General features: G+C 61.3%; 20 protein-coding genes. 9 read left to right on the top strand and 11 right to left on the bottom strand.

All coding sequences use genetic code 11. From position 1 onward, the window contains the following. Positions 1-1,066: 1,066 nt before the first annotated feature. Positions 1,067-2,092: a glycosyltransferase family 2 protein gene (locus tag QFZ57_RS09630; protein WP_306899821.1), complete on the bottom strand. Its 1,026-nt coding sequence runs from the start codon at positions 2,090-2,092 to the stop codon at positions 1,067-1,069. After that, positions 2,085-3,188 carry a glycosyltransferase gene (locus QFZ57_RS09635; protein WP_306899823.1) on the bottom strand — a complete coding sequence of 368 codons (1,104 nt, stop codon included), beginning with the start codon at positions 3,186-3,188 and terminating at the stop codon, positions 2,085-2,087. Before QFZ57_RS09635 ends, QFZ57_RS09630 begins: the two co-directional genes overlap by 8 nt. Positions 3,189-4,376: 1,188 nt before the next feature. Here QFZ57_RS09635 and QFZ57_RS09640 point away from each other — a divergent pair. The 3 genes from QFZ57_RS09640 (at position 4,377) to QFZ57_RS09650 (ending at position 10,924) form a co-directional block, all read left to right on the top strand. Continuing rightward, on the top strand, positions 4,377-5,882 hold the full coding sequence (locus QFZ57_RS09640; RefSeq protein ID WP_306899824.1) for a polysaccharide biosynthesis tyrosine autokinase: 1,506 nt from the start codon (positions 4,377-4,379) through the stop codon (positions 5,880-5,882). Positions 5,883-7,241: 1,359 nt separating this feature from the next. Then, complete coding sequence (locus QFZ57_RS09645; RefSeq protein ID WP_306899826.1) at positions 7,242-8,525, top strand: MinD/ParA family ATP-binding protein; 1,284 nt, start codon at positions 7,242-7,244, stop codon at positions 8,523-8,525. 206 nt (positions 8,526-8,731) lie between these two features. Further along, entirely contained in the window at positions 8,732-10,924 is a 2,193-nt protein-coding gene (locus QFZ57_RS09650) for an acyltransferase family protein (protein WP_306899829.1), read from the top strand. A 321-nt stretch (positions 10,925-11,245) separates the two neighbouring features. Here QFZ57_RS09650 and QFZ57_RS09655 read toward each other — a convergent pair whose 3' ends face one another. Then, positions 11,246-12,715 carry an O-antigen ligase family protein gene (locus tag QFZ57_RS09655; RefSeq protein ID WP_306899831.1) on the bottom strand — a complete coding sequence of 490 codons (1,470 nt, stop codon included), beginning with the start codon at positions 12,713-12,715 and terminating at the stop codon, positions 11,246-11,248. A gap of 90 nt (positions 12,716-12,805) precedes the next feature. Between QFZ57_RS09655 and QFZ57_RS09660 the strand changes: the two genes are divergently transcribed. Further along, on the top strand, positions 12,806-13,183 hold the full coding sequence (locus QFZ57_RS09660) for a DUF732 domain-containing protein (protein WP_306899833.1): 378 nt from the start codon (positions 12,806-12,808) through the stop codon (positions 13,181-13,183). A gap of 303 nt (positions 13,184-13,486) precedes the next feature. Here QFZ57_RS09660 and QFZ57_RS09665 read toward each other — a convergent pair whose 3' ends face one another. Together QFZ57_RS09665 and QFZ57_RS09670 are read right to left on the bottom strand one after the other, a co-directional pair. Continuing rightward, complete coding sequence (locus tag QFZ57_RS09665; RefSeq protein WP_306899835.1) at positions 13,487-14,332, bottom strand: SGNH/GDSL hydrolase family protein; 846 nt, start codon at positions 14,330-14,332, stop codon at positions 13,487-13,489. Positions 14,333-14,527: 195 nt separating this feature from the next. Beyond that, a complete protein-coding gene (locus QFZ57_RS09670) occupies positions 14,528-14,977 on the bottom strand; it encodes a hypothetical protein (protein ID WP_306899836.1) in 450 nt (149 codons plus the stop codon). A 22-nt stretch (positions 14,978-14,999) separates the two neighbouring features. Between QFZ57_RS09670 and QFZ57_RS09675 the strand changes: the two genes are divergently transcribed. Next, a complete protein-coding gene (locus QFZ57_RS09675) occupies positions 15,000-15,203 on the top strand; it encodes a hypothetical protein (RefSeq protein WP_306899839.1) in 204 nt (67 codons plus the stop codon). A 62-nt stretch (positions 15,204-15,265) separates the two neighbouring features. Here QFZ57_RS09675 and QFZ57_RS09680 read toward each other — a convergent pair whose 3' ends face one another. Genes QFZ57_RS09680 through QFZ57_RS09695 form a run of 4 tightly spaced genes read right to left on the bottom strand, consistent with a single transcriptional unit; the run spans position 15,266 to position 19,107 of the window. After that, on the bottom strand, positions 15,266-16,441 hold the full coding sequence (locus QFZ57_RS09680; RefSeq protein ID WP_306899840.1) for an alpha-hydroxy acid oxidase: 1,176 nt from the start codon (positions 16,439-16,441) through the stop codon (positions 15,266-15,268). 23 nt (positions 16,442-16,464) lie between these two features. After that, positions 16,465-17,229: an amino acid ABC transporter ATP-binding protein gene (locus QFZ57_RS09685; RefSeq protein ID WP_306630220.1), complete on the bottom strand. Its 765-nt coding sequence runs from the start codon at positions 17,227-17,229 to the stop codon at positions 16,465-16,467. Next, on the bottom strand, positions 17,226-18,188 hold the full coding sequence (locus QFZ57_RS09690; protein ID WP_306630221.1) for an amino acid ABC transporter permease: 963 nt from the start codon (positions 18,186-18,188) through the stop codon (positions 17,226-17,228). Before QFZ57_RS09690 ends, QFZ57_RS09685 begins: the two co-directional genes overlap by 4 nt. A gap of 4 nt (positions 18,189-18,192) precedes the next feature. Continuing rightward, on the bottom strand, positions 18,193-19,107 hold the full coding sequence (locus tag QFZ57_RS09695; RefSeq protein WP_306630222.1) for an ABC transporter substrate-binding protein: 915 nt from the start codon (positions 19,105-19,107) through the stop codon (positions 18,193-18,195). 228 nt (positions 19,108-19,335) lie between these two features. On the opposite strand from QFZ57_RS09695, the gene QFZ57_RS09700 reads away from it, so the two are divergent. Beyond that, positions 19,336-20,037: a GntR family transcriptional regulator gene (locus QFZ57_RS09700; protein WP_306630223.1), complete on the top strand. Its 702-nt coding sequence runs from the start codon at positions 19,336-19,338 to the stop codon at positions 20,035-20,037. A 6-nt stretch (positions 20,038-20,043) separates the two neighbouring features. On the opposite strand, the gene QFZ57_RS09705 is transcribed toward QFZ57_RS09700, so the two are convergent. Continuing rightward, the gene (locus QFZ57_RS09705) at positions 20,044-20,949 is read right to left on the bottom strand and encodes a multidrug DMT transporter permease (protein ID WP_306899845.1); all 906 of its coding nucleotides are present in this window, start codon (positions 20,947-20,949) and stop codon (positions 20,044-20,046) included. Positions 20,950-21,052: 103 nt separating this feature from the next. Continuing rightward, entirely contained in the window at positions 21,053-21,331 is a 279-nt protein-coding gene (locus tag QFZ57_RS09710) for a hypothetical protein (protein WP_306899847.1), read from the bottom strand. A gap of 216 nt (positions 21,332-21,547) precedes the next feature. Between QFZ57_RS09710 and QFZ57_RS09715 the strand changes: the two genes are divergently transcribed. The 3 genes from QFZ57_RS09715 (at position 21,548) to QFZ57_RS09725 (ending at position 25,985) form a co-directional block, all read left to right on the top strand. Further along, positions 21,548-22,216, top strand: a complete 669-nt coding sequence (locus QFZ57_RS09715; protein WP_306899848.1) for a peptidoglycan-binding protein — start codon at positions 21,548-21,550, stop codon at positions 22,214-22,216. A 6-nt stretch (positions 22,217-22,222) separates the two neighbouring features. Next, complete coding sequence (locus QFZ57_RS09720) at positions 22,223-24,676, top strand: hypothetical protein (protein ID WP_306899850.1); 2,454 nt, start codon at positions 22,223-22,225, stop codon at positions 24,674-24,676. Between the two features lie 343 nt (positions 24,677-25,019). Beyond that, positions 25,020-25,985 (top strand): plastocyanin/azurin family copper-binding protein, encoded by a 966-nt coding sequence (locus QFZ57_RS09725; RefSeq protein ID WP_306899851.1) that lies wholly within the window; start codon positions 25,020-25,022, stop codon positions 25,983-25,985. Positions 25,986-26,033: the final 48 nt, after the last annotated feature.

Genomic DNA, 26,033 nt, shown 5'->3' on the forward strand with positions numbered 1-26,033 from the left:
CGACCAGGACGAACTTTCTGGATCTGAACTGGGACGCACAATTGCTATGGACCACCGTGCCCGCTGGTTTCCAGAGGGGCCACGGCGGGGTCCATTGCGGCGACGGCCAGGGATGTCTTTATCCGCCCGTCCATCGAGTACCCGCCGATCCGGTTCGAATGCAGGTCCCTGATCGGGCACGGGGACAGCTTGCCCTCCTTGGTGTGGTGCTCGATGATGTCCGTCCGCCATTTCCGGTTCGGTGCCGTGGCGCCGAAGTCCCGTTCGATGATGTCATAGTGAAGGGGGCCCTGGCCTTGAGCCTGAGCGGCGCCGGCGGTGCGATAGTCACGGTTGTGGTCGACGGCGGCGTTGATCAGGTTTGCTTTTTCCCAGTCGTGGGCCGGGACAGGTCGGCGGCCCAGTGGTAGTAGACCTGTCTGGAGAATTTCAGTACCGGGCAGGACTCTGCCACGAGAACCCTGATCGGGCGTCCCTGTCAGCCAGCCCGCGGACCAGCGGGGACATCATTCTTTTGGGTTGATGTCCCGGGATATACAGGCGAGGAAGGCACGGCGCATGACTTCGGCTTCCTGTTCCAAGAGCCGGATCCGTTTGTTGTCTCCCGTAGCTTCGCGCGTCATCGGACATGGCGCCGGACTTCTCGCCGTCTTGTTCTTCGGCGATCTTCATCCAGCAGTGCAGGGCTCCGACTCGACGTCGCGGCGGAAATCTTAGGGAAATGCTTTGGTTATCGTGACCTTCCTTCCACCGGCAAGGACCAAATCCTCACAGGCAAAGTGTCAATCAAACCTTCAACTATCCCCAGGGGTGGCCGTAGAAGGATTTTCTGACAACGCCCATCTGAGAAGAGCCGCTAAAGTGAAAGAACCAACAACACTGCGATCAAACAAATCAAAAGGACAGCCCGGGAACTCAGCGACTCACGCAAATACAAAACGCGGATCGTGTTGTGCCGTGTCGCCGGAACAGCGGCATGAACATTCAAGACGGCAGAACATTGACCATAAAGTGCAAAGTATCAACAAGCGTATCCCCAAATACGAAGAGCCCAATCGTCAAAATGTTAAACTTTTCTTGTTATGGGCTTCGATAGTCCATGAAGTATACCAATCCACACCGCCTTAGCGCCACGAAGGTTCCCCCTGGCGAGCACCATCGACATATACGCGATTCGGCTTGCCATAAGCAGCGGCACCCGTGCGGGATAAAATTTTCTGAAAAATACAATTCTGCTCTTCGTGGATTCCAGGAAGGCTGTTGTGGATTTAGTTCTCATGTTGTTCGTGCTGCCCGTCGTGAGGCCTTGGTCGTGGTGCACTGTGACACTTTTTAGCGTGCCCACGTCGATGCCCAAGGTTATTGACCTCATTGTCAGGTCAGCTTCTTCCATGAACAAGAAATAGTCCTCATCAAAGCCCTTGAGTAAGCTCCATGTCCCGGCGAGTGACAGTATTGAGTGTCCTCCCGGGTAGCAGAGGCTGAAGTTATTTACGAACGTGGTTCTATTGAAACTTCGTTTTGCGCGCCCCGTGAGCGTGTTGAGCTTGCCGAGACCATGGGATTCTCGAGTGTCTTCGACAGTAACCGTTGACCAGAGCGATGATTTGCTTCGGGCCACCTCCTGTATGAGTTCAAGTGCAGTGCCGTTGACTGTGATGTCCGGGTTGAGGACCCAAAGTAAGTTTGCTCCTCGTTCGAACAACCGGTTCATCGCTAAGTTGTTGCCGGCGGCATACCCAAGGTTGCTTTCGGCGGCAAGAACCTCAACATCAAGGGTGCCGGTTGATGCTTCATTTGCGAGTAAGACCAGGCGCTCAAATTCACTATCGGAGTCGTCTTGGCTATTATCAACGATTGTGATGAAAATCCGTATGTCACCCGCAAAAACTTGAAGGGACTTCAATAAACTAGCGACACTGATATGGCAAAAATAGTTGACAATGGAGATTCCCAGCACTAAGTCCTGTCTACTTTCAGAAAGCGGGGCCTTTATCGGCTGAGTAGTCACAAATTTCCCAATCTGGTCTTGAAATATTGGAGAGGGGGCGCAGCCAGCCTTACTTCTGAGGGGCAGATCCGGATCATGCACTCATCCATTCGCGAAGGTTTGCGCTGAATGATTCTTCGGAGAACATCGCAGCTTTTGAAGTTGCTTCGGTCATGTCTTTACCGATAGTTGAACTGAGGGCTTCTGCGATCTCGCTGCCACTGAAAGTTGACACTGCAGAGCCACCGTTTAGTGCAGAGACACTCTCAACGGCACCTCCCACTGCGTTAACCACGACCGGCGTCCCCAGAGCCATCGCTTCGACTGGCAAAATACCAAAGTCTTCGACCGGAGGAAAAACGAAGACTTGCGCCTTCTGGATGAGTGCAAAGAGAAGAGTGTCGGAGGGTGACTTTACGAAAAATACGGGAACGGATGCATCCTGCGCAACATTGCGAAGATACGCTTCTTCTGGTCCCGCACCAGCCAAAACCACAGGGAGATTCGCGGCCTCCCCGGCAGCGACAACGTTCTCTAACTGCTTGTATGCAACGAATCGCGATGCTCCGAGAATATATTCCGGCGGAAGGCTTGAGAGCACCTCTGACTCGCCCAAGGTGACTAGATCCGCCCATGACTCTTGGGACTGCAAGTTGGCGATCGCAACAGGGGGATAAATTACCGTGGCATCTTGCTCCCAAGTGCCGCGAATTCGCTGCTTGATGAAATTGCTGTTCGCTGCGAAGGTTGTACCTTCAGATGCCCGCTTTCGATCCAAGCTCTGGAAGACTGGTGAGATGCGACGGCTGACTCTCGATTGCCCCCGTTTATCTAACTCGGGCACCCAGATGTACCTGGCCGGGGTATGAATATACGCAAAAATTTTCGAATTTGCACGACTTCTTCTCGTCCCCACATGGTGTGCGAAAAGATGAGAACTAACTAGGGTCCACTCGTACGAATCGAGCGCGACAGTGCCCCAGACCATGGGCATGAAGGGAAGAGCCGCGGCTTTATTCTTCCTCAGTGGCGTCTTAGCTAGCAAAGATTCTTTTACAACGCGATTAGCGAATCTTTGATGCGCGTCGTTCCACAGACAATAAATATCCGAGGTCGGGAATGTATTAGACATTGCCTGAAGTACATTTTCGGATCCGCCCGAGCGCGCAATCCACTCGTGGACTAATAAACCGCCCATTATTTTGACCTTCCTTACATAAATGATAAACCTGACAAGTTCTAATTTTTGGGCTGATGTGAAAGTTCCGCCGTTCTAGACCGGTGCCGAGAAAGACGTTCGGGGATCCCTGGCCGTACATGCAGCGGCGCTGATCACGTGACTTTGAGCGACCAGGTGAAATCTCCTGATGTTGGCAATGGGTACAAGAGAAAAATGAGTACCCTATAAATTCCCGCATTTTCTGACGGAAATCCGACCGAGTGGCAAGAGTCATGGTAGGCGTTGTAGGTGCCGCCATGGTGAAACCTGACTCAGCAAGGAGGGTGAGTAGGGCGCTGTAGTCTAACGGCTTGGGCGCGCGTCCATATTTTCGCGGACTTGCTTGCGATTGGCCCACCCACTTCCGCATCTTGTGTGGGGTAGCCGCGACTAACTGTAGGTAGATTCGCTGCAGCCGCTCGTTTGCAGAAAAGACTGAGGCGGCTGACGGCGTGACCAAGCTGACCAGGTGACGGCGAGAGACACGTATAGTGCGCTCAGCGCCATGCTGCCCGACGTTGTGCTTTGGGCGGCGATTGTTTTGATAAACCGCACTACTGCATCCCACGAGTGCCCCTTACTGACTGTCCGAGTGCAGCTGCAGGCTGCACCCTGTTGCCGGACCTTGATGTAATTGGGGGCATGGTAAGTAGGGGACTGGCGAACTTCAGCATTGGCGACCAGAAAGCTTGAGATTTGAATCAGTCGATCGCGCAGCACTACTCCCTTTTAGGTGGTTACTAGTGGCACGTGCCTCTAGGTGAACTAACGGTCTCGGCCGCCTTATGCTCGGGCTAGCCCCAGCGACGTCCAACTTGAGGTTGGCACGTTCGGCCAAGGCTCGCCTCTGCAGGTGCAAATGACTATAAGCACAGAGAGCATACCTAAGACGTGACTTCGACAGTGATTATTCCTTCAGTGCAGTTCAGCGCCAAAATCGGGTTGTGAAGTTGACGTCACTTACGGGATTCCTTCCTACGCGGACGCGTTTAGCCCTCTGCGCGCTCGCTTCCGTTCTCGGGTCCCGCCTGCTTAACGATCCCGATGGCGGCACGCCCTCCCTGGGGCAGATATCCTTGTCCCGGGGGACTATGGTTGCGCTGAACGCGAAGGCTGCCTCCGAAGCGTTGTTGACTTTGCCCCGCATGAATCGGAGAGGTTCAAACTTTGGAGATTACCGACTACTTTAAGCTTCTGCGCCGCAACTGGCTGCTCATTGCGGCGTCAACCTTGGTGGGTCTGCTGTTGGCCGGGGTTGCCGCGATGGTAACAACTCCTACGTATACTGCTCGAACTCAGCTCTTCGTGGCTACCCAGAACTCTGGCAGCGTGGCTGAGCTTCAACAAGGTAACACCTTCAGCCAAGCCCGAGTCGCTTCCTATGTCGAGACCTCGAAGACCCCGATGGTTCTCCAACCAGTAATTGACTCCCTAGGCTTGGATATGTCCCCCTCGGCTTTGGCAAGCAAAATTAGTGCCAATGTCGAGGGGTCAACCGTATTGCTGAATATTTCAGCGACGGACTCATCGCCGGTGAGGTCCGCAGCTATTGCTGAGGCGGTTGCCAACAGTCTTATTTCGGCAGTGAACCGACTGGAAAGCCCGTCGAAGGACGGAACCTCCCCAGTGAGGTTGTCAGTCGTAACGCCTGCGTCGGCTCCCTCAGCGCCAGCGTCACCAAATACGAGTCTCTATCTACTGGCGGGTCTTCTTATCGGGGCTGCGGTCGGCGTTGGTTCTGCGCTGGTGCGTTCTGCAGTCGACACCAGAGTCTTGGGCGAAGTCGATTTACGGAGGATCACGAACGCAAGTGTGCTCGGTGGTATTGCATATGAAGCGGATGCTGGCAAGAAGCCGCTTCTTACTCAGGTGCAGCCTCAGAGTCCTAGGGCGGAGTCCTTCCGGCAGATTCGAACCAACCTTCAGTTTGCTCAGGTAGGCCATAGTTCCAAGTCTGTGTTGATTACGTCGTCGCTGCCCGGCGAAGGAAAAAGTACAACGGCCGTGAACATGGCAATTTCACTTGCTCAGGCCGGCCAAAGGGTTGCCTTGGTGGACGCCGACCTGCGGCGGCCCATGGTGGGTGAATATCTTGGGCTGGATCGAAGCGTCGGATTAACGACTTACTTGGTTGGCCAAGGCAATCTTGAGGATCTTCTGCAACTCTGGGGAACAGACGACCTCCACGTTCTTGCATCCGGGCAAATTCCGCCCAATCCGAGCGAACTATTGGGATCTGCCGCAATGTTAGGTCTGATACAAGCGTTAGAGGAGCGATATGACGCCGTCGTTATCGATGCGCCGCCACTTCTCCCGGTAACAGATGCTGCTGTTCTGGCACAGCGAGTGGGCGGCGTCGTGCTTGTTGTTGGAAGTCAGCTTGTGAAGAGCACGGACCTGCAAAAGTCCTTGTCCTCGCTGGAGATGGTTGAAGCGGATCTCCTGGGTGTGGTAATGAACCGCTTGCCTGCAAAAGAACCCCATGCCTACACGTATTCGTACTACTCCACGACAAGTGCGGATACGCCGGCCGTGACTCCCGCCCTGCGGGAGGCCTCCGGCGGGAGGAGTCGCAAAGATCGCAACCCAAACGACTTCGATCAGATCATCTTTGGTGACGAGGATTCGTCGACGCTGCCACGCTACTTTGGGCCTCGAACGCCAAATTCCTAGTCATTGATGCGGTCTTTCAAAGAAGTAATTCCGCGCTGGATGATGAAGGTGTAGGGCAATCCTTCTGAATATTAAGCCGGAGACGCTAACGACTCGACTTATTAAAGTAATACGCTAAGTCTGATCGGATTTGCGTTGGTTGTGCTCGTCACATTTTTCGCACAGGTACCATTTGCTTCATTTACCCAAGGTTTGCGATGGAGACATTTGGGGCTCGGCGTTTTGCCGTGAGCGGTTTCTTTGCCCTTCCTCGGGTACCTAATAACCCTAAGTCGTCACCGTACGTTCCGAAAAGCTTCGCGGCCACTCCTTCAAGCCCGGCTTCGCGCGCGTCCCGCACGGCTGGGCACCACCCTGCCCATAGCGTTCGACGCCGGCGCTACCGCCCAGCAGAACACCATCAACGCGGCAACGCTGGCGTTCTCCCTCCAGCGCGACAACGGCGCCGGCACCGGTGGCGGATCGCGATCTTCGCCTTGCTGAATCCGGTCTACTTGGTGCACCACGCCGAGGGCGCCTGGCGCGCGGCCTGGCAGATGGTCACCAGCCCGCGCAAATGGGAGAAGACGCCCCACGGGTCTGGACGAGGAATACAACGACGACGGCCGGTGGTACGCGTTAACACCCACCTTCCCGTGCTGGATTCCCCCCGCAGCCTCCATCAAGTGTCGGATGTCCCGAAGATCAATCGATTCAAGCAGGCGGAATGCGCTTTCACAAGAGCTTTGAACCTTGGCGGGTACGGGAAGAAACTGGCCTCTTGCGTAAACCTTGAGGTTTGACGAAACTTGTCAATTAGCTTGTCTCATGATTGGGTTGTGGAAATTAGGAACACTACTGACCAATGGAGGCTGTTGTGGCTGTTTCGGAATATGCCCTGGCACTGTGCGCTCTATTGGGCACGCTGCTGGTACCTTTCAGTGTTCTTTACCAGATGCTGCGGCTGAAGCGTCGCGCACTCCTGATCCCCGCCCGGCCCGCACCCCGAGGTAACCAACGCTGACCATGCCGTACGTCGATATCAACCCCCACAAAGGCCGCCCCAAGTGGGTGGGCTACACCATCCTTGCCATCCTTCTGGTACTTACCGCTGCCGTGGTTTCGGCCGCGCTCATCCATCACTGACCTGCATCACGGATCACCGGATGCTGGGCAGGAGCTCCCGCCTGACCCCCTAGACTTACTGATTGAACCAGTGCCGCAGACCCGTTTGCCGAAACGTCCGGGGGGACAGACATGCCAGATCCGGCGGATCAGAATGCAGGCGCCCAAGCAGAGGATGCAGGGCAGCCGCAGCTGCGCCGACGCCGCGACCTTCGTCGTGCCGACGGCTCAGTGCAGGATGCCTGGACAGGAACCATGCCAGCCGTAACCCCTTCCCCTTCTAGTTCAAACGACGCCGGCAAGCCCGTGACGCGCCGCTCCTCCTGGGCGGAGGCGGCAGCGGCGGCCGACGCCACTAAGCCGTCCAGGGCACCTTCACCTGCCCCGGCGGCTCCTGTGCAGCCTGCACCCGCACCTGCGCAGCCGGCCCGGCTGCCGGCTGCCGATCCGGCCCCCGAACCTATCGCCTCGGTGCCCGCCGCCGCGACGCGTTCCGCGCGGGGTGCGGTGGCTCCTGAAGCTGCCGCGCCGGCGTCGGACGCTCCCGCCGAAACCCCCGCTTTCCGCCGGAGCCGGCCCACCGTGGCCGACGAGATCGCCGAGAGCCCCATGCCGGACTTCATCAGCTCGCCGGGCCTGTTCGTCAAGGAACAGAGGCCGCGGCCGGTCGGTGGTTTCCGCGGCGCCCTGTACAACCTGACCGGCGGCGCGTGGAACCTGGGGCCGGGTCCCAAGCAGCGCCAGGAGGATGAGCTGGCCCGCCGGATTTCGCGCCAGCTCCAGGGCAGCTACAACACCGCCGTCCTCAGCCTCAAGGGCGGGATCGGCAAGACCTCCACCACGGTGGGCGTGGGCCTGACGCTGGCCGAATACCGTGGCGACGCGCCCTGCGCCATCGACGCCAACCCGGACTCCGGCGACCTGGTAGAGCGCGCGCTGGGCGAGGGCATCTACCAGCAGGCCAGCCCGCGGACCATCACGGACCTGCTCGAAAACATCGAGTCCATCAATTCGCTGACCGCGCTGGCCCGGTACATGCACCACGCCGGCCGCCTGCACCTGATCGCGGGGGAACAGGACCCGGAGGTCTCGGACTCGCTGACGGCTGAGGAATACCTGCGGATCCGCAAGCTCATCTCCAGCTACTACTCCGTGGCGCTGACCGACTGCGGCACCGGCGTGACGCACAACGCCATGAGCGGGATCCTGCAGTCGGCGGACAACCTGGTGATCGCCGCCGGCTACGCGGTCTCCGGCGCCAAGCGGGCCCGCAGCACCCTGCACTGGCTGGCCAGCCACGGCTACGAAGACCTGGCCCGCAACGCGATCGTTGTGATCACGGACAAGGATGAGGTGTCCTCCCGTGTGGACAAGGACGCGATCGAGGAGCACCTGTCGGGGATCTGCCGCGAACTCATCGCAGTCCCGCACGACCGCGGCGTGGCCGACGGCGACCTCGTGACCCTTGACGTACTCAAGCCCGAGACGCGGCGGGCGTACAAGGAGATCGCAGCCGCGATCGTGGACGGGTACCGGTAGCCGCGCTGACTGGGTTCTTCACCGGGACTGCTCAGCAAGACAAGTTAGTTGCCCGAGGACTTCTGCCTGGCCAGAATCGAGATCTTGACAGCCAGTCGCAACAGGGCTGGCTCGTTTGGCGAGGCCAAGGTAGCTCCAGGGGCACTAAACCGGTCTTATCTAACCGCTAGAATAGGGCCCTTACAGGTCTCTTATGGGGGAATCAAATGGCAGAAAAACTGGCGATCAAGCCTGTCCGGAATCTGGGCGCCAGCGGGGCCGAGAGGAAGTCGGTTTTCAGAGCCGATATTCAGGGCCTTCGCGCCCTTGCCGTTCTGGTGGTTATCGCAGACCACCTTTTCGCATACCCTTCAGGCGGGTTCGTCGGCGTGGACGTTTTCTTCGTCATCAGCGGATTCCTCATCACGGGACTCCTGCTCAAGGAGCACGACCGCACCGGGCACATTTCTTTCGTGGGTTTCTACCGGCGCCGCGCCAAGCGGATCCTGCCCGCTTCGGCGCTTGTGTTGGCTGCCACAGCGGCAGGGGCTTACTTCGTCTTTAACACCGGCCGTTCCATCGGCGTCTTCATTGATGCCGCCTGGGCGTTTTGCTTCACGGCTAACTGGCGCTTCGCAAGTGTCGGAACAGACTATTTCCAAGGCACCGGCGCAGTGTCGCCCCTGCAGCACTTCTGGTCCCTGGCCGTTGAGGAACAGTTCTACTTCGTATGGCCCTGGTTGATGCTCCTCATCTTCGTTGTAGTGGGCCGAAAGGCAGCCGGTGACATAAAGCTTGCCCACCGAGCCGTGGCTGTGGCCATGTTCATCATCGTCGCTGCATCTTTCTCGTGGGCTGTATACGAGACGGCTACGTCCCCGACGTGGGCGTACTTCTCAACGCTCTCTCGCACTTGGGAACTTGGCATTGGCGCCCTTCTTGCTGTTGGTTCAACTCAATTGCGCCGACTGCCGGCGTACGTGCGCCCAGTTCTGGCCTGGGCGGGCCTTGCTGGAATTGTCGCAAGCCTGTTCGTAGTTTCATCCGACTCCTTGTTCCCCGCACCCTGGGCGGCTCTACCGGTGCTGTCCACCGCGTTTGTGATAGCTGCCGGGACTGGGGGCGAGCAGAGATTTCTGGCGCCGATAACGAATCCGCTCGCTCGGTACATCGGCAACATCTCGTACTCGCTATACCTCTGGCATTTTCCAGTCATCGTCCTCGGCCAAGTCTTTTTCCGCGACAAGGACATGCTGTATTTCGCTTCAACACTCGCATTAATGGCAGTGCTGTCCGTTGCCTCATATCACGTCGTCGAAGATCCCATACGCAAGTCGTCGTGGTTAGATCCCCGGAACAAGCGGGCACTTGAGCGGCCAAAGTCCTCCGACAAATCCTCGCAAATTCGGTCGATCGCGGCGCTGGGCGTCCTCGCGCTAGCGGCGAGTATCACGACGGGGGTGGCCCTTAGCCTTGACAAGGGGCGGTCATCCGACGCCCAAATTTCGGTCCCGCATGTAATGCCGTCGCCCTCATCAACCGCGACGAGCCTGACGGCGCAGGCCGCGCTTGCAGCGAAGGTTGAAGAGTCGGCCAGAGCCACTGAATGGCCAGAACTGAGCCCATCCATGGATGGGCTCGGACGTGCTTCCTTAGCGCCGGAGTGGTCCAACGACGGTTGTCTCGGACTAGAGCAGAAGGCGCTTGCCAACCCGCAAGCGAACGCCGAGCGATGTGTTTACGGAGACCCTAAAGCGGCGAAGACGGCGATGGTCCTTGGGGATTCTGTTGCCATAAGCTATGTGCCAGCTATCAGGGCCGCGCTTGAACCCCGAGGATATAAGGTCTTGGTCTACACAATGCAGCAGTGTCCTGCCGCGAAGGTATCCGTGTTGAAACTGGACAAGTCACCGCACCCTGAATGTGATGCATTTAGGGATTGGACGTGGACGAAGGCCAACGAGCTTCATCCGGACCTGTTGTTCCTGACTAGCACCGTAAGCCCCACACTTGCCAGTGGAGCCCAAGGATCTGCATTCCTCGACGAGTGGGCGCAAGGTTACGGAGACACATTCCGGGCCCTTAACAGTGCTGCAAAGCGAACGGTTGTACTGGACCCTCCCCCAGGAGGGCAATCATTGAGCGATTGTGCTACCCGGATCAGCAGGCCAAGTGACTGCAAAACGACGGTATCGAAGCTCTACGCGGACGTTCACACGGTGGCTAGCGATCAAGTCCAAGAACTTGGCAACAAGTCTTTCGAAGTCCTGACCACAAGGACCTGGTTCTGCACTGACTATGGTTACTGTCCCTCGTTTATGGGAACAACGCCAGTTTATGCGGATGGCACCCACCTGACCGCAAAGTATTCATCCTCGTTGGGGCCAGTCCTCGCGGAGGCCCTCAAACTCGCGGCTTAAGACCCTCCAATTGCTAGCCCCTATACTGGGGCGCCTGGGGAATCTTCTAGAGGCTGTCCGCCGCGTGCGTTCCACCGTGAAGCTTTTGGCGAGGGCCGTGCGCCGCCTGCTTCACAGCGCTGCGAGACGACGCAACTACCCGGTTCTGCTCACAAGCGTGCGCGGATGACTTTCACCTGGACACGCTCACCTAGGCCGCTAGATCTTAGCCGGGTCCGTGAAGCTGTCGCCGTAGTAGCGGCCGCCAACTCCGAAGGCCTCGGCGTAGAGTGCGGCGTCGAGGGCTTCGAGTTGCGCATAACTGCGGCCGGACACCGTGTCTTATTTGACCCCTCGCCGTAGGAGGAGGGCGCTCCCCTGCTTCTGCGCCGCTTCCGGTTCATCATCAGGCCGTGGAGCCGTGGACGCTGCTGCGAGGCCCAGAGCGATGAACACGAAGGCGTTCCACGGGTTCTGGTCCAGCATGTCCACTGAGATTGACCGCCAGATGAGTGCAGCGATCACGGCACCGGCTGCGATGCCCCACAGGCGCCGGTCGCCCGTGGACTTCCAGAGTGCGCTGCACATCGGGGCGAGCATCGTTAGGGCCATTGCGAACATGCCGAGGACGCCTGATTCAAGCAGGATCTTCAGCCAACTGTTGTCTACGGTGGCTCGGCGAGCACTCGCTGGGTCGACATCAAGTCCGTGCTGACCGGCGAAGAGTTCAGGCGCGTAGCCGCCAAACCCGGTTCCGATGAACATGTTTCCGTTCTGCGTCGATTGGAGGCGAGTCAGCCAAACATTACTCCGCTGGGTGGCGCTTGCGTCCACGCCAGACACAATCTCAATGAAGGACTGTAGAAGACGGTCGAGTTCCCGTGAACCGGTAATGACGTAAGCAACGATAGCGAGTCCAAGGACTGTGATCCCGAGTGCTACACCGCGTTTTCCGGCGAAGAAAAAAAGAACGACTACACCGATGGCGACTGCAACGAGGCCGCCACGGGAGCCGGTCAGGACGATGCCGACAGCGAAGAGTCCCATTAGCATGAGGAAGCCGACCTTCGTTCTCCGAGGCAGGTCCGCCAGAAGGCAGGCCGCGAGGACGATCACCCCGCACGCGAGAACTAGGGCGAGGTTGTTGGGGTTCATGGTGAAGCCGGTGTATCGCGTCAACCAGGAACTTGTTTCAGGGTTGTACGTCAGCCCTGACGTCAGTAGGCCGCCCCAAGTTCCCTTCATCAAGCCTGCCATTTGCAAGCCCACCCCGATCATCTGGAAGATGCTGGTCACAACCAGTCCAAACCCGGCACCCCTGATGTCTGGTCTGCGGAAACCAAGCCACAGCAGCGGAATGAACATTGTCCAGTTGAGTAGGCGTGACAGTCCATAGGCCGAGGAGGCGGCGCCTAAGGTGCTCAAGATCAGGGACACCAGGAGAATTACCACCCCTGCCTTCGCCGCCTTATTCATGCGTGGCGCTGGCAGGCTGAAGCTGTGGATCAACGCAACGAGGCAGACGCCCGCCAGCACAAACCTGGAGATGGTTCCTACGGTTCCGAGGGCTGGCGCCCAGCAAGTCACGAAAATGACCAGAGCATAGAGCCAGCCGACCGGCGCTTTCGGAAGGAAGCGTCCCAGCCCAATGGATTGGACAAGCGCCAGGACTGCGAGGGCAGCGAAGGCGCCGAACGAATAGCGGATGTCGAAGAATCCAGCGACCACAGCGACAACTGAAGTGACGATGAGGATTATTCCGGGCGCGGATTTGTTGACTGCGCCGACATCATTTTGATTGGTGAGTTTCAAGCGGCGTGTCCTTGTTTAATCGTCCCCCGCACGGTCCCGGTCAACGATACAGCAGTGCCGCCTTTATACTTGGCGAATGGCTAAGGGGGAATGACGGTTGGCAAAGGCGTTCTTGCCGTCGCGGCTAGCCTTGGGGTTGCAACGCTTGTGTGCTTCCCGGAGGTATTCTTCGGGCAGTCCAACGCCTCCACCCCATCCACGCCAACTGGACTTTCAGCGGCCTATAACGGTGCCATCCCATCCTTTGTTGAAGCTGTGAACGCGAAGTACCCTGGTGCGGTCCCGGCAGATGACGCGGCGATCATTGGTTATACGGTTTGCCAAACTTTTGACGCCGACCCCGCCACGGCATACGCCAGCTTTATGGCTCAGGAAAAGGCGGCTGGCGCCAGCGTTCAGCAGGCAGACTTTATGACGAGGACAGCGGTGCAAACCATCTGTCCCCGCCAAAAGTCTCACATGCCCTAAAGACACTGCACTTCACCCCATCGCATTGAGCTCTACAATCGGTGCATGACTATTGGGGGACTAATCAGCCGTTGGAACACTGCCAGGAAGCTGCGTAAGGGCCGGTGCGCTGAATGCAACCAGCCCTTACGCGATGATGCCGCGGACCTGTTCTGCTCTGACGAATGCGCCGTTGGGAACAGGGTTCACGGCTCCTACTAGCGCGGTGCGATGAACCGGGTGAACGCTGCAACCCAGTGCAGGACGCCGGCGTCGTTGGGGTGGACGCCGTCACTGATGAGGATGCCGGCTTCTGCCACGGTCTCACCGAAGCGGGGGCGCCATATCAAACACCAGCACGTTGCTCTGCTCATTCTCAAGCTGTTTGGCTTTGGCGACATAGTTAGACCAGGGCTCAATAGGTGCCGTGCCCAAGGCATCAAGGATCTCGGCACAGAGCACGATGGTCGGCAGCTTATCCGCCGCATATTGCCCGTTGATTTTGCCGATCATGGCGGTAAGGTTCGCTTTTACCGTTGCGGAGGGCACCCCGCCTGACCAGTCGTTCCGCATGTCGGTGATTATCATCAGTGATGGGGTGAACGTTTTGAGGTTGTCCCAATGGTTCTGGGTGGTGGCGTCCAGCCAGAAGTTGGTTTGCGTGGAGCTGGCGCCGTGGGGGACAACAGTGACGCCGACACTTGCGTCCCCGTTGAACACCATGAACCCGTTGAATGTGACGATGCCGCCGGATGACCAGCCGACCTCGACGCTGTGTACCCCCGAGGTGAGGGTGATGTTGACCAGCTGACCGCCCACTGTGGAAGCGTTGAAACTGTCAAAGGCGACCGCCGCTCCACCGTCTACTTTGTAGTAGCCGATGCCGCCTCCCGACTTTTTAGTGAGGACCAGGAACAACCGGTTTGTTTGGACGTTCGTGAGCGTGACCTTGTGGTCCACGGTAGATAGTTCAAAGGCGTGCCGCCCGATGCCGCTGGTGCTGGGCTGTGGCACGTTTGGCATAGTGATTGGCAGGATGCTCATGTTACCCATTGATGGGGTAGCCCAGGCGATGTATCCAAGGCCCGGGGTTGTGACGCCGTTGGCAGGAAACTGTGCGGCGAGAGCAAGGTTGAGCTGGTGCGTGAACCGGGCCGTGTAGCTGCTCACACCCGCGCCTTCAATGAATGAGTGACCAATGGCCCATACGTAACATTTGCCGCCGTTGCGGCCCGCGAGTGCGCGGTGGAAGGGGCGGAGACGTCGGGCGCGGGTAGCCTCAATGTCCTCCAGCCCTCGGGGGGTTGCTGGGGCGGCACCGATGGATGCTGGCGTTACGGGTGCGTCGAGAATGCTTCCCATGGATTAGCTCACCAGAATCTGGGGTACGTTGGTCGCCGCGCCGGCAGCGTTCCCGGTGATGGTCGGCTGCGTGAAGGTCTTGATGACCGGCGAGCCGTAGGTGACGTTGTAGGCGAGGACTGCGTTGTTAGCGTCCCGACTGGTGATGGTTAGCGTTCCGGGCTTTCCGTCCGGCCACTGCACGGCGGCGCTGGTGACTAGGTTGTTCGCGTCCACCGTGACAGTCCCGGCAATGATCGTGTCCGGGGTCTTGGCGATGTTCGCATAGCTGGCATAAGTGGCATTGTTTTCCCCTCGCGCCGCCGCGATCGTCGACTGGTACCGGTAGCCCCTCCCGCCTCTTCTCTCTAGTGCGGGGTGACGTTTCGGTGCCTGCCGCCGTCGTACTCCTGCCTTCCGCTCCCAGTAGTGCCCCGCGCAAAGACAGGTAGCCGGTGCGGGGGCGTTCCGCACTGCGGCCTCCTAGCCTTTCAGCATGATGGAACTCATGGACGGTGGGCGCCGCCGTCGCCGCCTGCCGAAGCGCGAACCCTGGAGCTGGTGGGCTTCTGCATTGTCGGTAACTGCAGCCGCGGTGTTGCTGCCCGCCATAGGGCTCAAAGCCCTGGCCACCGCCCTGCCGTTGGGGAAGAACCCGGCGGCGCGGCCGGACCCTGACGACTCCTACCTCCTTAACTAGGGCACCCCCGGGGGCCGAACTGCCCGCCTCTCCGGCGAGACGGGCAGTTTGGAGTGCCGTTTTTAGACGAGCAGGCTCTCCGGTAAGGCAGCCGGGCTCGTCTTCGCGAAAATAGAGCTGTCCAGTTCTGTGACGGAGGGCTTCCCGACAAATCCCATTGCGCCCTTGAATTCCTCCTGGAGGATTGAGAACACCCGGTCCACGGCCAGCTCACCGCCAGTCGCGAGGGCGTAGGCGAACGGACGTCCGGCCAGCGTCGCCTTGGCCCCCAAAGCGACTGCCTTGACGATGTCGTGCCCCCGGCGGATGCCGCCGTCGAGATAGATCTCCGCCCGTCCGCCCACAGCGTCAACAATTGACGGCAGCACGTCGATGGTCGCCGGCTGGGAGTCGAACTGCCGGCCGCCGTGATTGGAAACGAAAATGCCGTCCGCTCCCTCATTCACTGCCCGGGCTGCGTCCTCAGCGTCCATGATGCCCTTGATCACCAGGTTCCCCTTCCACTCGGAGCGGAGCCGGGCGAAGTCATCCCACGTGGCACCCGGGTTCTTGTTGGACGCCATCCAGTTGTTCATCTCGTCCATACGCAGCGGGCGGCCGTTGATCTGGTAGTTGCCGTACGTCATCCTCCGGCCCGTGAGCCAGCGCCAGAGCCAGGCCGGGCGCGTTGCGGCGTTGAAGTAATCTGCCACCGGTGGCCGCGGCGGCATGGACAGCCCGTGGTGCAGGTCCCGTTCGCGCTTGCTGGAGGACCCCACATCGCCTGCCACTACCAGCGTCTCAACCCCCACAGCCCGCGCCCGGTTGATGTAGCTGGCGGTTTCCGCCGGATCCTTCCAGAAGGCGATTTGCGCCCACAGATTGTTGGGAGCCACCTTGGCCACCTCTTCCAGGGAACACCCCGCCCAGGCACTGTGGATGAAGATCGATCCTGCCCTGACCGCAGCCCTGGCAACGGCAGGATCCGAACCCGGGTGGAAAATGGTGAGCATCCCCATTGGTGCCACCATCAGCGGCATCGCCAGGGAATGGCCCAGCACCGTGGTGGACGTGTTCATGCCCCGCAGATCCACCATCGAGCGTTGCCGAAGCATCAGGGCATCGAAACGGTCCTCGTTGGCGCGCATGGTGGTCTCGTCCAGCGCACCGCCCTCCAAATAATCCGAAATCATCTTAGGCAGCTGCTTGCGCGAGGCTTTGCGGTAGTCCTCGACGCTGACAATCCATTTGTTTCTCAAGAGTCCTGCTCCAATGTGAAGGTCTAAATTACTTTCGCCAGGAATTGCTTAGTGCGTTCATGCCGCGGTTCCCGCAGGACGGTCCGCGGGTCGCCCTGTTCCACGATGCCGCCACCATCCATAAAGATCAGGTGGTCGCCAACTTCCCGGGCGAAGCCAATCTCGTGGGTGACCACGATCATGGTCATCCCGGCGTCCGCGAGCTTGCGCATCACGTCCAGCACCTCGCCTACAAGCTCCGGGTCCAAGGCGGAAGTGGGCTCGTCAAAAAGCATCAGCCGGGGCTCCATGGCCAGCGCCCTGGCGATGGCCACGCGCTGCTGCTGGCCACCGGAAAGGGACGCCGGGTAGGCATGGACTTTTTCTGCCAGTCCCACGCGTTCCAGGAGGATCCGTGCCCGGGCCTGGACGGCCTTCCGGCTCTCCTTCTTCACCCTGACCGGTGCCTCGCAGACGTTCTCCAACACCGTCATGTGGGGAAAAAGATTGAAGCTCTGGAAGACCATGCCGATGTTCTCGCGCATCCTCGCCGCCTCAGCGTTGTTCTGCGCGTGCAGCCGGCCCTTCTTGATCTTCACCCCAACCGGCTGTCCCTCCACAAGGATGTACCCGCCGTCGAGCGTTTCCAGCTGGTTGATGCAGCGGAGGAATGTCGACTTACCGGAGCCCGACGGCCCGATAATGCAGGTGACACTGCCCTTAGGGACTGTCAGATCGATGCCTTTCAGCACTTCAAGGTCACCGAAGCTCTTGGTAACTCCCTGTGCTTCGATCATCACGTCAGTCATGGCCGGACCTCCTCTGGTGTGGCGCGGGAGTTCACCGCTTTGGGCTTTCGGGGGCCGCGGATGCTTCGCCCTGAGGTAATGCCGCCCCGGTTGAAATGCCGTTCAATGAAGTACTGCCCCAGGCTCAGGATGCTCGTGACCAGCAGGTACCACATGCTTGCGGCGATGAGCAGCGGAATGGTCTTGAAGTTTGCGCTGTAGACCAGCTGCGCGGAGTACAGCAGCTCCGGGAAGGCGAGGACGCTTACCAGGGAGGTGGTCTTCAGCATGGAAATGGTCTGGTTGCCCGTGGGCGGGATGATGATCCTCATCGCCTGCGGCAGCACAATCCGCGAAAGTATGGCGAACCGACGCATGCCCAGTGCCGTGGCCGCTTCCGTCTGCCCGCGGTTGACGCTCAGGAGTCCTGCGCGGACGATCTCGGACATGTAGGCACCTTCGTTCAGTCCCAAGCCCAGGATTGCCGCCATGAAGGGGGTGATGAGCACGTTGGCATCCACGGAGAAGAACTCGGGCCCGAACGGCACTCCTACCGCAATCCGCGGGTAGATGGCTGCGATGAAACCCCAGAAGAGGAGCTGGACGAAGACCGGCACCCCGCGGAAGAGCCACACCAGGAACGCGGCGGTCCCGCCGACGATGACGTTGGGAGCGAGCCTGGCCAGCGCCAACAGGACGCCGACGACGATTCCCACGGCCATGGAGATGGCCGTAAGTCCCAGCGTGCGAAGGAGGCCCGTGAACAGCCGCTCTGAGGTGAACCAGCCGAAGACGACGTTCCACTCGAAGCGGGGATTGGTGACGAGGGAGTAGGCCACCAGGAAGATGGCAAACAGGACGATTGCCGCCGTGAGCCACAACCCTCCGTGGCGCTGGTGGGGACGTCCCAGGAGAAGCTGCCGGTCCAGCCCGTCACCGGCTGGTGCCTTGGCGTCGGGTTCCGTGGCTGTGTTGGCCATGTGGCTACTGCGCTTTGTTGAAGGCGAAGTCAGAGATTGCACCGCTGCCTACGCCCCACTTGTCGAGGATCTCCTTGTACTTGCCGCTCTTGGCCAGCGACTCCATGCCGAGCTGGATGGCCTTCTCCAGTCCGGCGCCCTTCTTGAAGCCGATGCTGACGGGGGAGACGTCTTTTTCGCCGAGCAGTTCGATCTGGCCGCCCTGCTTGATGGCGTAGCCCAGCGTGGGTCCGTCAATGTAGACGGCGTCAATGCGGCCGGCAGTAAGTGCGAGGTTGGGGGCCTGCATATCGGGGTAAGTCATGGCTTCGATGGCCGGGTTGCCGGCGGCCGTGCACGCCTGGGACAGGGCTGGAAGACGCTTGAGGTCCTGGAAGGAACCCTTCAGCACGCCGACCCGCTTGCCGCAGAGGGTGTCCACCGTGACGTGCTGCGGGTTGCCCGGAGCCACACCGATGCCGCTGCCTGACTGGTAGTAATCCACAAAATCAAGCACTTTCATGCGTTCGGTGGAGGGGGACATCTGGGAGATGGCCATGTCGAACTTCCCCGCGGCAATGCCGGGGATGATGCCGTCGAAGGGGCCGCTCTTGACCTCCGTCTTCAGGCCCAGTGTCTGCCCGAGGGCCATGGCAATTTCGGGGTCCACGCCGTGGGTGGTTGTTCCGTCCGGTGCCATGAAGTGCAGGGGCGGTGAGCTCTGGCTCATGGTCACGGTGAGGGTTCCCTTGTCCCGTGCGTCCTTGGGGAGGGCTGCCGCGGCGGCTTCGTCGACTTTGACGGCTTCCGCGGAGCTGGAGGATTTGGGGGCGTCGGACTGGGCCGAGCTGGTCGTCTCCGGATTGGAGCAGCCGGAGAGAAGCACGCTCGCCATGGATACTGCGGCGATGGTCACCAACATCGATCGAAACTGAATCATCTACACGCCTTCGGAGTTGGGGGAGGAGGGGTGGTAGGAGAGCTTCCAACCTTGGTGGGCAGCAGTAACTGTGTTACAGATCACTTTGCTGTCCTGTATCATGTACCGTACATCATGCACGATTTTCCGCAAACACCTTTTTGCTTTGTCCGGTTTGTGACGGCGCGCTGATGAACGTCCTGCTGTTGGCCAATCCGATTGACCCGAAAATTCACATAGGATTCCGAAATGAACGCCGCTTCGCCCGAAGAAGAAGTCCTGATCCCCGGCCGGCCGATGCTGGTGGACCAGGTGTTCGAGGCCATCCTGTCCCTGTTGTTGGATGACAAGATCTCCACTGGGGCGCCGTTGAGCATCGATGGATTGGCTAAGCGCTTCAAGGTTTCCTCAACACCCGTGCGGGAGGCGCTGGCCCGCCTGGAAACGACCGGCATGGTCCGGCGGGAAGCGTTGCGCGGCTACAAGGTTGCGCCGGAACCCACTGCCCGGGACATCGCCGCACTTCTGGCATCACGGCAGATTCTTGAACCTGCCTGCAGCAGTATTGCCGCGACCAACTCGACGGATGAGTTGGTGGTGGACCTGGAGGGGTTCCACCACGACCTTGAGGCGTCCCGACGGGGCGGGGATACCTTTGCCGGCTACCGCGCTTACTGGAAGGCCGATGAGAACTTTCACCGGCGGATCGTGGAGGCCACGGACAACGAGTTCCTCTTGCGTGCCTACGGTTCTATCGAGGGCCACATCCAGCGCTTCCGGCTCATGGTGCACAACGACATGAGCGGCGACCACACGGTGCAGGAACACCACGCCATCATCGATGCCATCAAAGCCGGCGACCCGGACGCAGCCACGGCCGCCATGACGCGGCATATCGAGGGTATTAGGTCCCGCTCGCTGGGCCTTAAGAAGTTCGGTCAGTCACAGTAGTACGTGCTACCCCAAAGTGACGGGTTTCCTGACCGTGGCGAGCAGGAGGACACCTGCCACAGCGGTGGCTCCGGACAGCAGGAACATGACGATCGCCAGCGGGGGTGCAGCGTCGGCTTCGCCCAGGATGGTGATCCCGATTGCGACGGCCACCAGCGGGTCGATGACGGTCAAACCGGCGACCACCAGCTCGGGGGTTCCCCGGGTGTGGGCGTTCTGGACCAGGAAGCTGCCGGCCAGGGCGGCAATGAGCAGCCCCGCCAGGCACGTCAGCGACAGCCACTCGAAGTCGCCCTGGAACAAACGGGCGATGACGGTCTTGGCCAGGGCTGCCACGAACCCGAACAGGATCCCGGCTCCGGCGGTGAAGACCACGGCGCCCCAACGGTGCCGCCCCAACGCGAAGGCCACCGCCAGCACCACGAGAACCGCGGCAAGCACGATCAGAATGGTGACCAGGTGCCGGTCGCTGATCTCCACGTCTTCCGCGGACAGCGCCGCTACCGCAACAAACACACCCACGCCGCCAACGCACAACGCCACCGCTGTGAGCGCCCGCCGCCCGGGGGACCGGCGGGTCATCCGCGCGGTGGCCAGCGTGGTGACCACCAGGGCGATTGCGCCGATGGGCTGCACCACGATCAGGGGCGAGAACCGGAGGCTGGTGAGCTGGAGGAGGATGGCAGCGCCGAGCATCGCCGTCCCGGCCAGCCACACGGGCCTCCCCATCAGGGCCTGAAGGCGTCCACCACCCATGCTGCCCGCCGCGCGGCCGGCAGCAGCCGGCTGGTCCTCCACGGCCCGGTGCTGGAACAGTGTTCCCAGGGCGAGCAGGACGGCGCCGGCGGCGGCGATCGGAATCCCCAGCCAGTGATAGGACGTGAGTGCGGACACGGACGCAGCCTGGATCATGCTCAGACCTTACCCAACCCGGGGCCAGGCAACCCGCCCAGGGTGACCACCCGCCGTCGTACCTTTGCGCAGCCGGCCCGCTGAGCGGCCGCGCACCGCACGGCTAGATCAGGCTTGGCTGGCTGGCAAGGATATAGTCGACGGCGGCAGGCCCGGTCATGGACAGCTCGCGCCATTCTCTTCGCCAGCCAATGTCCTGCTGCGTGTGTCCTTCCTGGGCGGCGGCTGCCGACAACGCCGTGGCGGAACCCGGTTCCTCAGCGTTGAGCACGCACCAGCTCAGGTACAACCCGTACAGGTCGTCTTCGCCCAGGCCCGGCTGCTTTCCGGGGACGGAGACGATGCATTCCGACAGGAAACGGCGGTAGTTTGAACCACTCATGGATGAGCCCTTCAGCTGGGTATGGACTTACAGTGTCATTTGCTGTGCCCGCGACCGGACGCCGCTTACACACAGGCCATTCGTAGCCGGAATAGCCCCGGATGGGCCGCGGCCGTGTAATTTTTGGTACGCAAAACTGCTAATCATGCTTAGTATTGTTGGGCGCGGGCTGCCCGCTGGGGGCAGAGCACCCGCGCCGCACCGGAGGTCTCAAACATGGACAACGAAATGCGTCCCCTCACTGATGAAGAACTGATGTCGGAGCAGGCCACCGCCCTGCCGGACAAGGAAGTGGCGTCCGTTCTGGACCTGAACGCAGACCTGGACCTGGGCATCAACGCCGCAGCACCCATCGACCTGGCCGTCGCCGCCAACGCCAACGTGGCCGCACCCATCGACGCCGCGGCTTCGGCCAACATCCTCTCCTTCGGCTCCGACGCGCAGGCACTGTCCAGCCAGGACGCCACCATTGACCAGGGCATCACGGCGGACGCGAACGCCGACTCCACCCAGGACAGCGTGATCGGCCAGGCTGATGACACGGCTGACGCGGGCACCGACACCGGAACTGCGGACGGCACGGCAGGTGCGGTGACGGATCCCACGAGCACCGGCGGGCTGACGGACGCGGCCGGCGTGCTGAACGGCAACCTGCTGAACGTCGACGTGAACCTGGACGCCGACGCCGCCATCGCCGCCCCGATCAACGGCGCCGTGGCCGCCAACGCCAACGTGGCGGCACCCATCGACGCAGCGGTCGCCGCCAACATCGGCTCCATCGACAGCCAGGCGTACGCCATCTCGGACCAGAGCGCCACCATCTCGCAGCACATCGACGGCGAGGCCAACGCCACCGCCGACCAGCAGTCCGACCTGCAGCAGTAAGAAAAGATGACCCAAACCCACGGCGGCCCGCCTCCCGAGGCGGGCCCGCCGTCGTCACGCGCCACCCTTGCCCAGGACCCGCCTACACACACCATTACGACGGCGGGAGCCCACCTTCCCGCCCGGGCCGACGGTGTGCAGCTGCTCGGCACGGCCGAGGGGTCCGGCTACCGTGAGCCGCCCGCCCTGGTGCGCCGCGCCGACGGCCAGACCCTGCAGCTGACCCGCCTCCTGTACCTGGTGCTGGAAGCCGCCGACGGGACGCAGGACCTGGAGGGCGTCGCCCGGCACGCCAGTGCCGGATCCGGGCGGCTGGTCAGCGCGGACAACATCCGCACCCTGATGGACTCGCAGCTGCTGCCCATGGGCCTGCTCCGCCTCGCTGACGGCACCCAGCCGGAAGTGAAGAAGGCCAACCCCTTGTTGGGCCTGCGCTTCCGATACGTCGTGTCCGATCCCGAACGCACCCGCAGGATCACGGCACCGTTCGCCGTGCTCTTCAACCCGCTGATCGTGGTGGCCGTGACGGCCGCGTTCCTGGCGGCATGCTGGTGGCTGCTCATGGTCAAGGGCCTCGGCTCCGCGACGCACGAGGCCTTCGAGCAGCCTGCGCTCCTGCTGCTGATCCTCGCCGTCACCATCCTGTCCGCCGGCTTCCACGAATTCGGCCACGCCGCCGCCACCCGCAAGGGCGGGGCAACACCCGGGGCCATGGGCGCCGGGCTGTACCTGCTGTGGCCGGCGTTCTTCACCGACGTCACCGACTCCTACCGGCTGGGCCGCGGCGGCAGGATCCGCACGGACCTGGGCGGGCTGTACTTCAACGCCATCGTGGCGGTGGCCATCATGGGGCTGTGGTGGGTCACCGGCTTTGACGCGCTCCTGCTGGTGGTGGTCACCCAGATCCTGCAGATGGTCCGCCAACTCATCCCGCTGGTGAAGTACGACGGCTACCACATCCTGGCCGATGCCACCGGCGTGCCCGACCTCTTCCAGCGGATCAAGCCCACCCTCCTGGGGCTCCTTCCCTGGCGCTGGGGCAACCCCGAAAGCAAGGTGCTGAAGCCCTGGGCGCGGGCGGTGGTGACCGTGTGGGTCCTCGTCACCGTACCCGTGCTGCTGTTCAGCATGGTGATGATGGTGCTGTCCCTGCCGCGGCTGCTGGCCACCGGCTGGGCAAGCGCCGGCAAGCAGCAGGAGATGCTGGCCGCGAGCCTGTCCGCCGGGGATTTCGTGGGCGTGGCCGTGCGGGCGCTGGCGATCGTTGTGGTGGCGGTGCCCATGCTGGGCCTCCTGTACATCGTGGTCCGGCTCCTGCGGCAGCTGGTCACAGGCCTGTGGCGGAAGACCCAGGGCAAGCTTGTCCAGCGGACCGTCGCCATGGGCGCCGTGGCGGCCCTGCTCGCGGGGCTGGCCTGGGCATGGTGGCCCGACGGCGGGACGTACCGTCCGGTGCAGGCGTACGAACGCGGGACGCTGGGTGACGCCACCCGCGCGGTCCTTCCCCAGCGCAAGGCCGGGGTGTTGCGGCAGGGCGCCACCGGCCGAACCGTCGCCCTGTGGCCGGCCGGTGCCACGAAGCCCACGCGGGACAACCCGCAGTTGAGCATGGTGCTGGTGCCGGTGGAGAAGTCCGGTTCCGGCGCGTCTTCAACCGGCGGCGGGTCATCTGCTGCGTCCGGTGCTGCGGCGCCGTCCTGGGTGTTCCCGTTCGACCGGCCCGCTGCCCCTGCCGGTGACGGAAACCAGGCGCTCGCCGTCAACACCACGGACGGCTCGGTCCAGTACAGTGTGGCGTTCGCGCTAGTGTGGGCCGAGGACGGAGAGCCCGTGACCACGACCAACGAGGCTTACGCGTTTGCCAGCTGTACCGGCTGCGCCGCCGTGGCCGTGGGCTTCCAGGTGGTCCTGGTGGTGGGCCAGACCGACGTGATCGTCCCGCAGAACCTCTCCGCGGCGGCCAACTACAACTGCCTGGACTGCCTCGCCTACGCGTTGGCGAGCCAGCTGGTCCTCACCCTCGACGGGCCGCTGGACGCAGCGAGCAGGCAACAGCTTGAGGCCCTGTGGGCACAGATCGCCGAATACGGCCGGAACATCCAGAACGTGCCGCTCTCCGAAATCCAGGCCACTCTCAACGGATACAAGGAGCAGATCACGGCCATCATCAAGGGCAGCTCCGGGTCGGCGTCCACCGCGCCCACATCCCCGGCATCCGCTGACCCCGCCCCGAGCCCCACCTCGTCCCTGGCCCAAGCCGAGCCCACGGGCACGGCCCCGGCAACCGCCCCCGCCGGTGTTCCCAACCCGGCCCCGACTCAAGGAGCAACCGCCCCGGCCGGCCCATATGTGGAAGGCGGGGAGCCGACGTCGTCCGTTGACTATGCCACGCCGGCACCCACTGCTGATTCCGGGACGGGGGAGACCCTGGCGCCGGTTCCCACCTCCAGCGCCGGCTAACCCGGCATTGCTCCGCCTCCCAAACCGCCTTCCGGGATGGTCTGGACAATGATGCGGGTGGCGAGGATTGTGATAACTGCGTCCCCTCTTCCGTGCGCTTCCACCAGTGCACGACTGCGAAGGCGCCTGGAATCAGAATTGAGTCATGCGACGCACCGTTTTGCGGTGCCTGTGCGGCCGGTGGGCCCTGAAGTTTTGAAGGGTCCGCTGCCGCAGCATGGACAGCCGGGGATCCTTGCTCCCAAAGGGTGACCAGTTTGCAGCCCTCCCAACGGGAGGCGGACCGGCCACGCTGAGCGTCGGCCTTCACAGGCTGAGCATCGTTCAAAAAGAGAGCATTCCGATGCAACACAGTCCGGGAATCCCGAGGGGATTCCACAAAATTCCGATCATTTTTGCGGCCGCTATTGCCCTTGCCCTGTCCGTGGCATGGGCCGGACCGGCAGGGGCGTCCTCCTGGGGCCCCCGTTCCTGGACGGTCCAAGTTGGTTCCGAGTCATGGGACCAGGAAATCCAGGGGATGGCCTTCCTCCCCACTGACATCACGGTCAACGAAGAGGACAGCATCACCTGGGAGGCGAACTCCGCCGAGATCCACACGGTGACGTTCCTGGCCTCGGGCCAGTCGCTGGAGCCCTTCAACCCGGGGGCCCCTGACCAGCTGAATAAGCGGGGCGGCAGCTGGTACGACGGGCAGTCGTACTACAACTCCGGCCTTCTGGCGAACGTACACGTTCCGGGATTCCCCACGGTGAAGAGCTACAAGTTGAAGTTTCCGCACGAAGGTCACTTCACCTACTACTGCCTGGTTCACGGCATGGCCATGAAGGGCACCGTCCACGTCCAGCAGCGAGGGTCCGCGTACCCGCATACGCAGCGGGACTACGACCGCTCGTCAGCGGTCCAGGAGGAAGCCATTCTTAAGGATGGAATGAAACTTGACGACGCTCTGGCCAAGCATGCGAGCAGCCGCAAAGTCTTCGCCGGCGACGACGATGGCATCGCCATGGTCATGCGCTTCGTCCAGCCGACGGTGAGAGTCCACGTGGGCGATACGGTCCATTTCATCAATCCAGGAATGGGCGCACCGCACACAGTCACCTTTGGCGACGAACCGGCGGACATTTTCGCCCCGAGCGGTGATCCCAAGGATTACCGCGGTGGCGACCTCAACTCCGGGATAATCCCCGCCGATGCAGGCCCGCATTCCACGTTCGACGTCACGTTCAAGACGGCGGGAACGTTCAGGTACATCTGCGCACTCCATGACTACATGGGCATGGTGGGCAAGGTGATCGTGGTCGACTAACGCCGGCCCCTCACGAAGCGGCCCCTCAACGACCTGATCGATGAGGGG

It is taken from the genome of Arthrobacter sp. B1I2, from assembly GCF_030816485.1.
Classification (GTDB): domain Bacteria; phylum Actinomycetota; class Actinomycetes; order Actinomycetales; family Micrococcaceae; genus Arthrobacter.

Bases quoted from the DNA above. Each gene is read 5' to 3' on its own strand.
- QFZ57_RS09635 (WP_306899823.1), bottom strand. From the start codon at position 3,188: ATGGGCGGTTTATTAGTCCACGAGTGGATTGCGCGCTCGGGCGGATCC.
- QFZ57_RS09645 (WP_306899826.1), top strand. From the start codon at position 7,242: ATGCCAGCCGTAACCCCTTCCCCTTCTAGTTCAAACGACGCCGGCAAG.
- QFZ57_RS09650 (WP_306899829.1), top strand. From the start codon at position 8,732: ATGGCAGAAAAACTGGCGATCAAGCCTGTCCGGAATCTGGGCGCCAGC.
- QFZ57_RS09660 (WP_306899833.1), top strand. From the start codon at position 12,806: ATGACGGTTGGCAAAGGCGTTCTTGCCGTCGCGGCTAGCCTTGGGGTT.
- QFZ57_RS09675 (WP_306899839.1), top strand. From the start codon at position 15,000: ATGATGGAACTCATGGACGGTGGGCGCCGCCGTCGCCGCCTGCCGAAG.
- QFZ57_RS09685 (WP_306630220.1), bottom strand. From the start codon at position 17,229: ATGACTGACGTGATGATCGAAGCACAGGGAGTTACCAAGAGCTTCGGT.
- QFZ57_RS09690 (WP_306630221.1), bottom strand. From the start codon at position 18,188: ATGGCCAACACAGCCACGGAACCCGACGCCAAGGCACCAGCCGGTGAC.
- QFZ57_RS09695 (WP_306630222.1), bottom strand. From the start codon at position 19,107: ATGATTCAGTTTCGATCGATGTTGGTGACCATCGCCGCAGTATCCATG.
- QFZ57_RS09700 (WP_306630223.1), top strand. From the start codon at position 19,336: ATGAACGCCGCTTCGCCCGAAGAAGAAGTCCTGATCCCCGGCCGGCCG.
- QFZ57_RS09705 (WP_306899845.1), bottom strand. From the start codon at position 20,949: ATGATCCAGGCTGCGTCCGTGTCCGCACTCACGTCCTATCACTGGCTG.
- QFZ57_RS09710 (WP_306899847.1), bottom strand. From the start codon at position 21,331: ATGAGTGGTTCAAACTACCGCCGTTTCCTGTCGGAATGCATCGTCTCC.
- QFZ57_RS09715 (WP_306899848.1), top strand. From the start codon at position 21,548: ATGGACAACGAAATGCGTCCCCTCACTGATGAAGAACTGATGTCGGAG.
- QFZ57_RS09720 (WP_306899850.1), top strand. From the start codon at position 22,223: ATGACCCAAACCCACGGCGGCCCGCCTCCCGAGGCGGGCCCGCCGTCG.
- QFZ57_RS09725 (WP_306899851.1), top strand. From the start codon at position 25,020: ATGCAACACAGTCCGGGAATCCCGAGGGGATTCCACAAAATTCCGATC.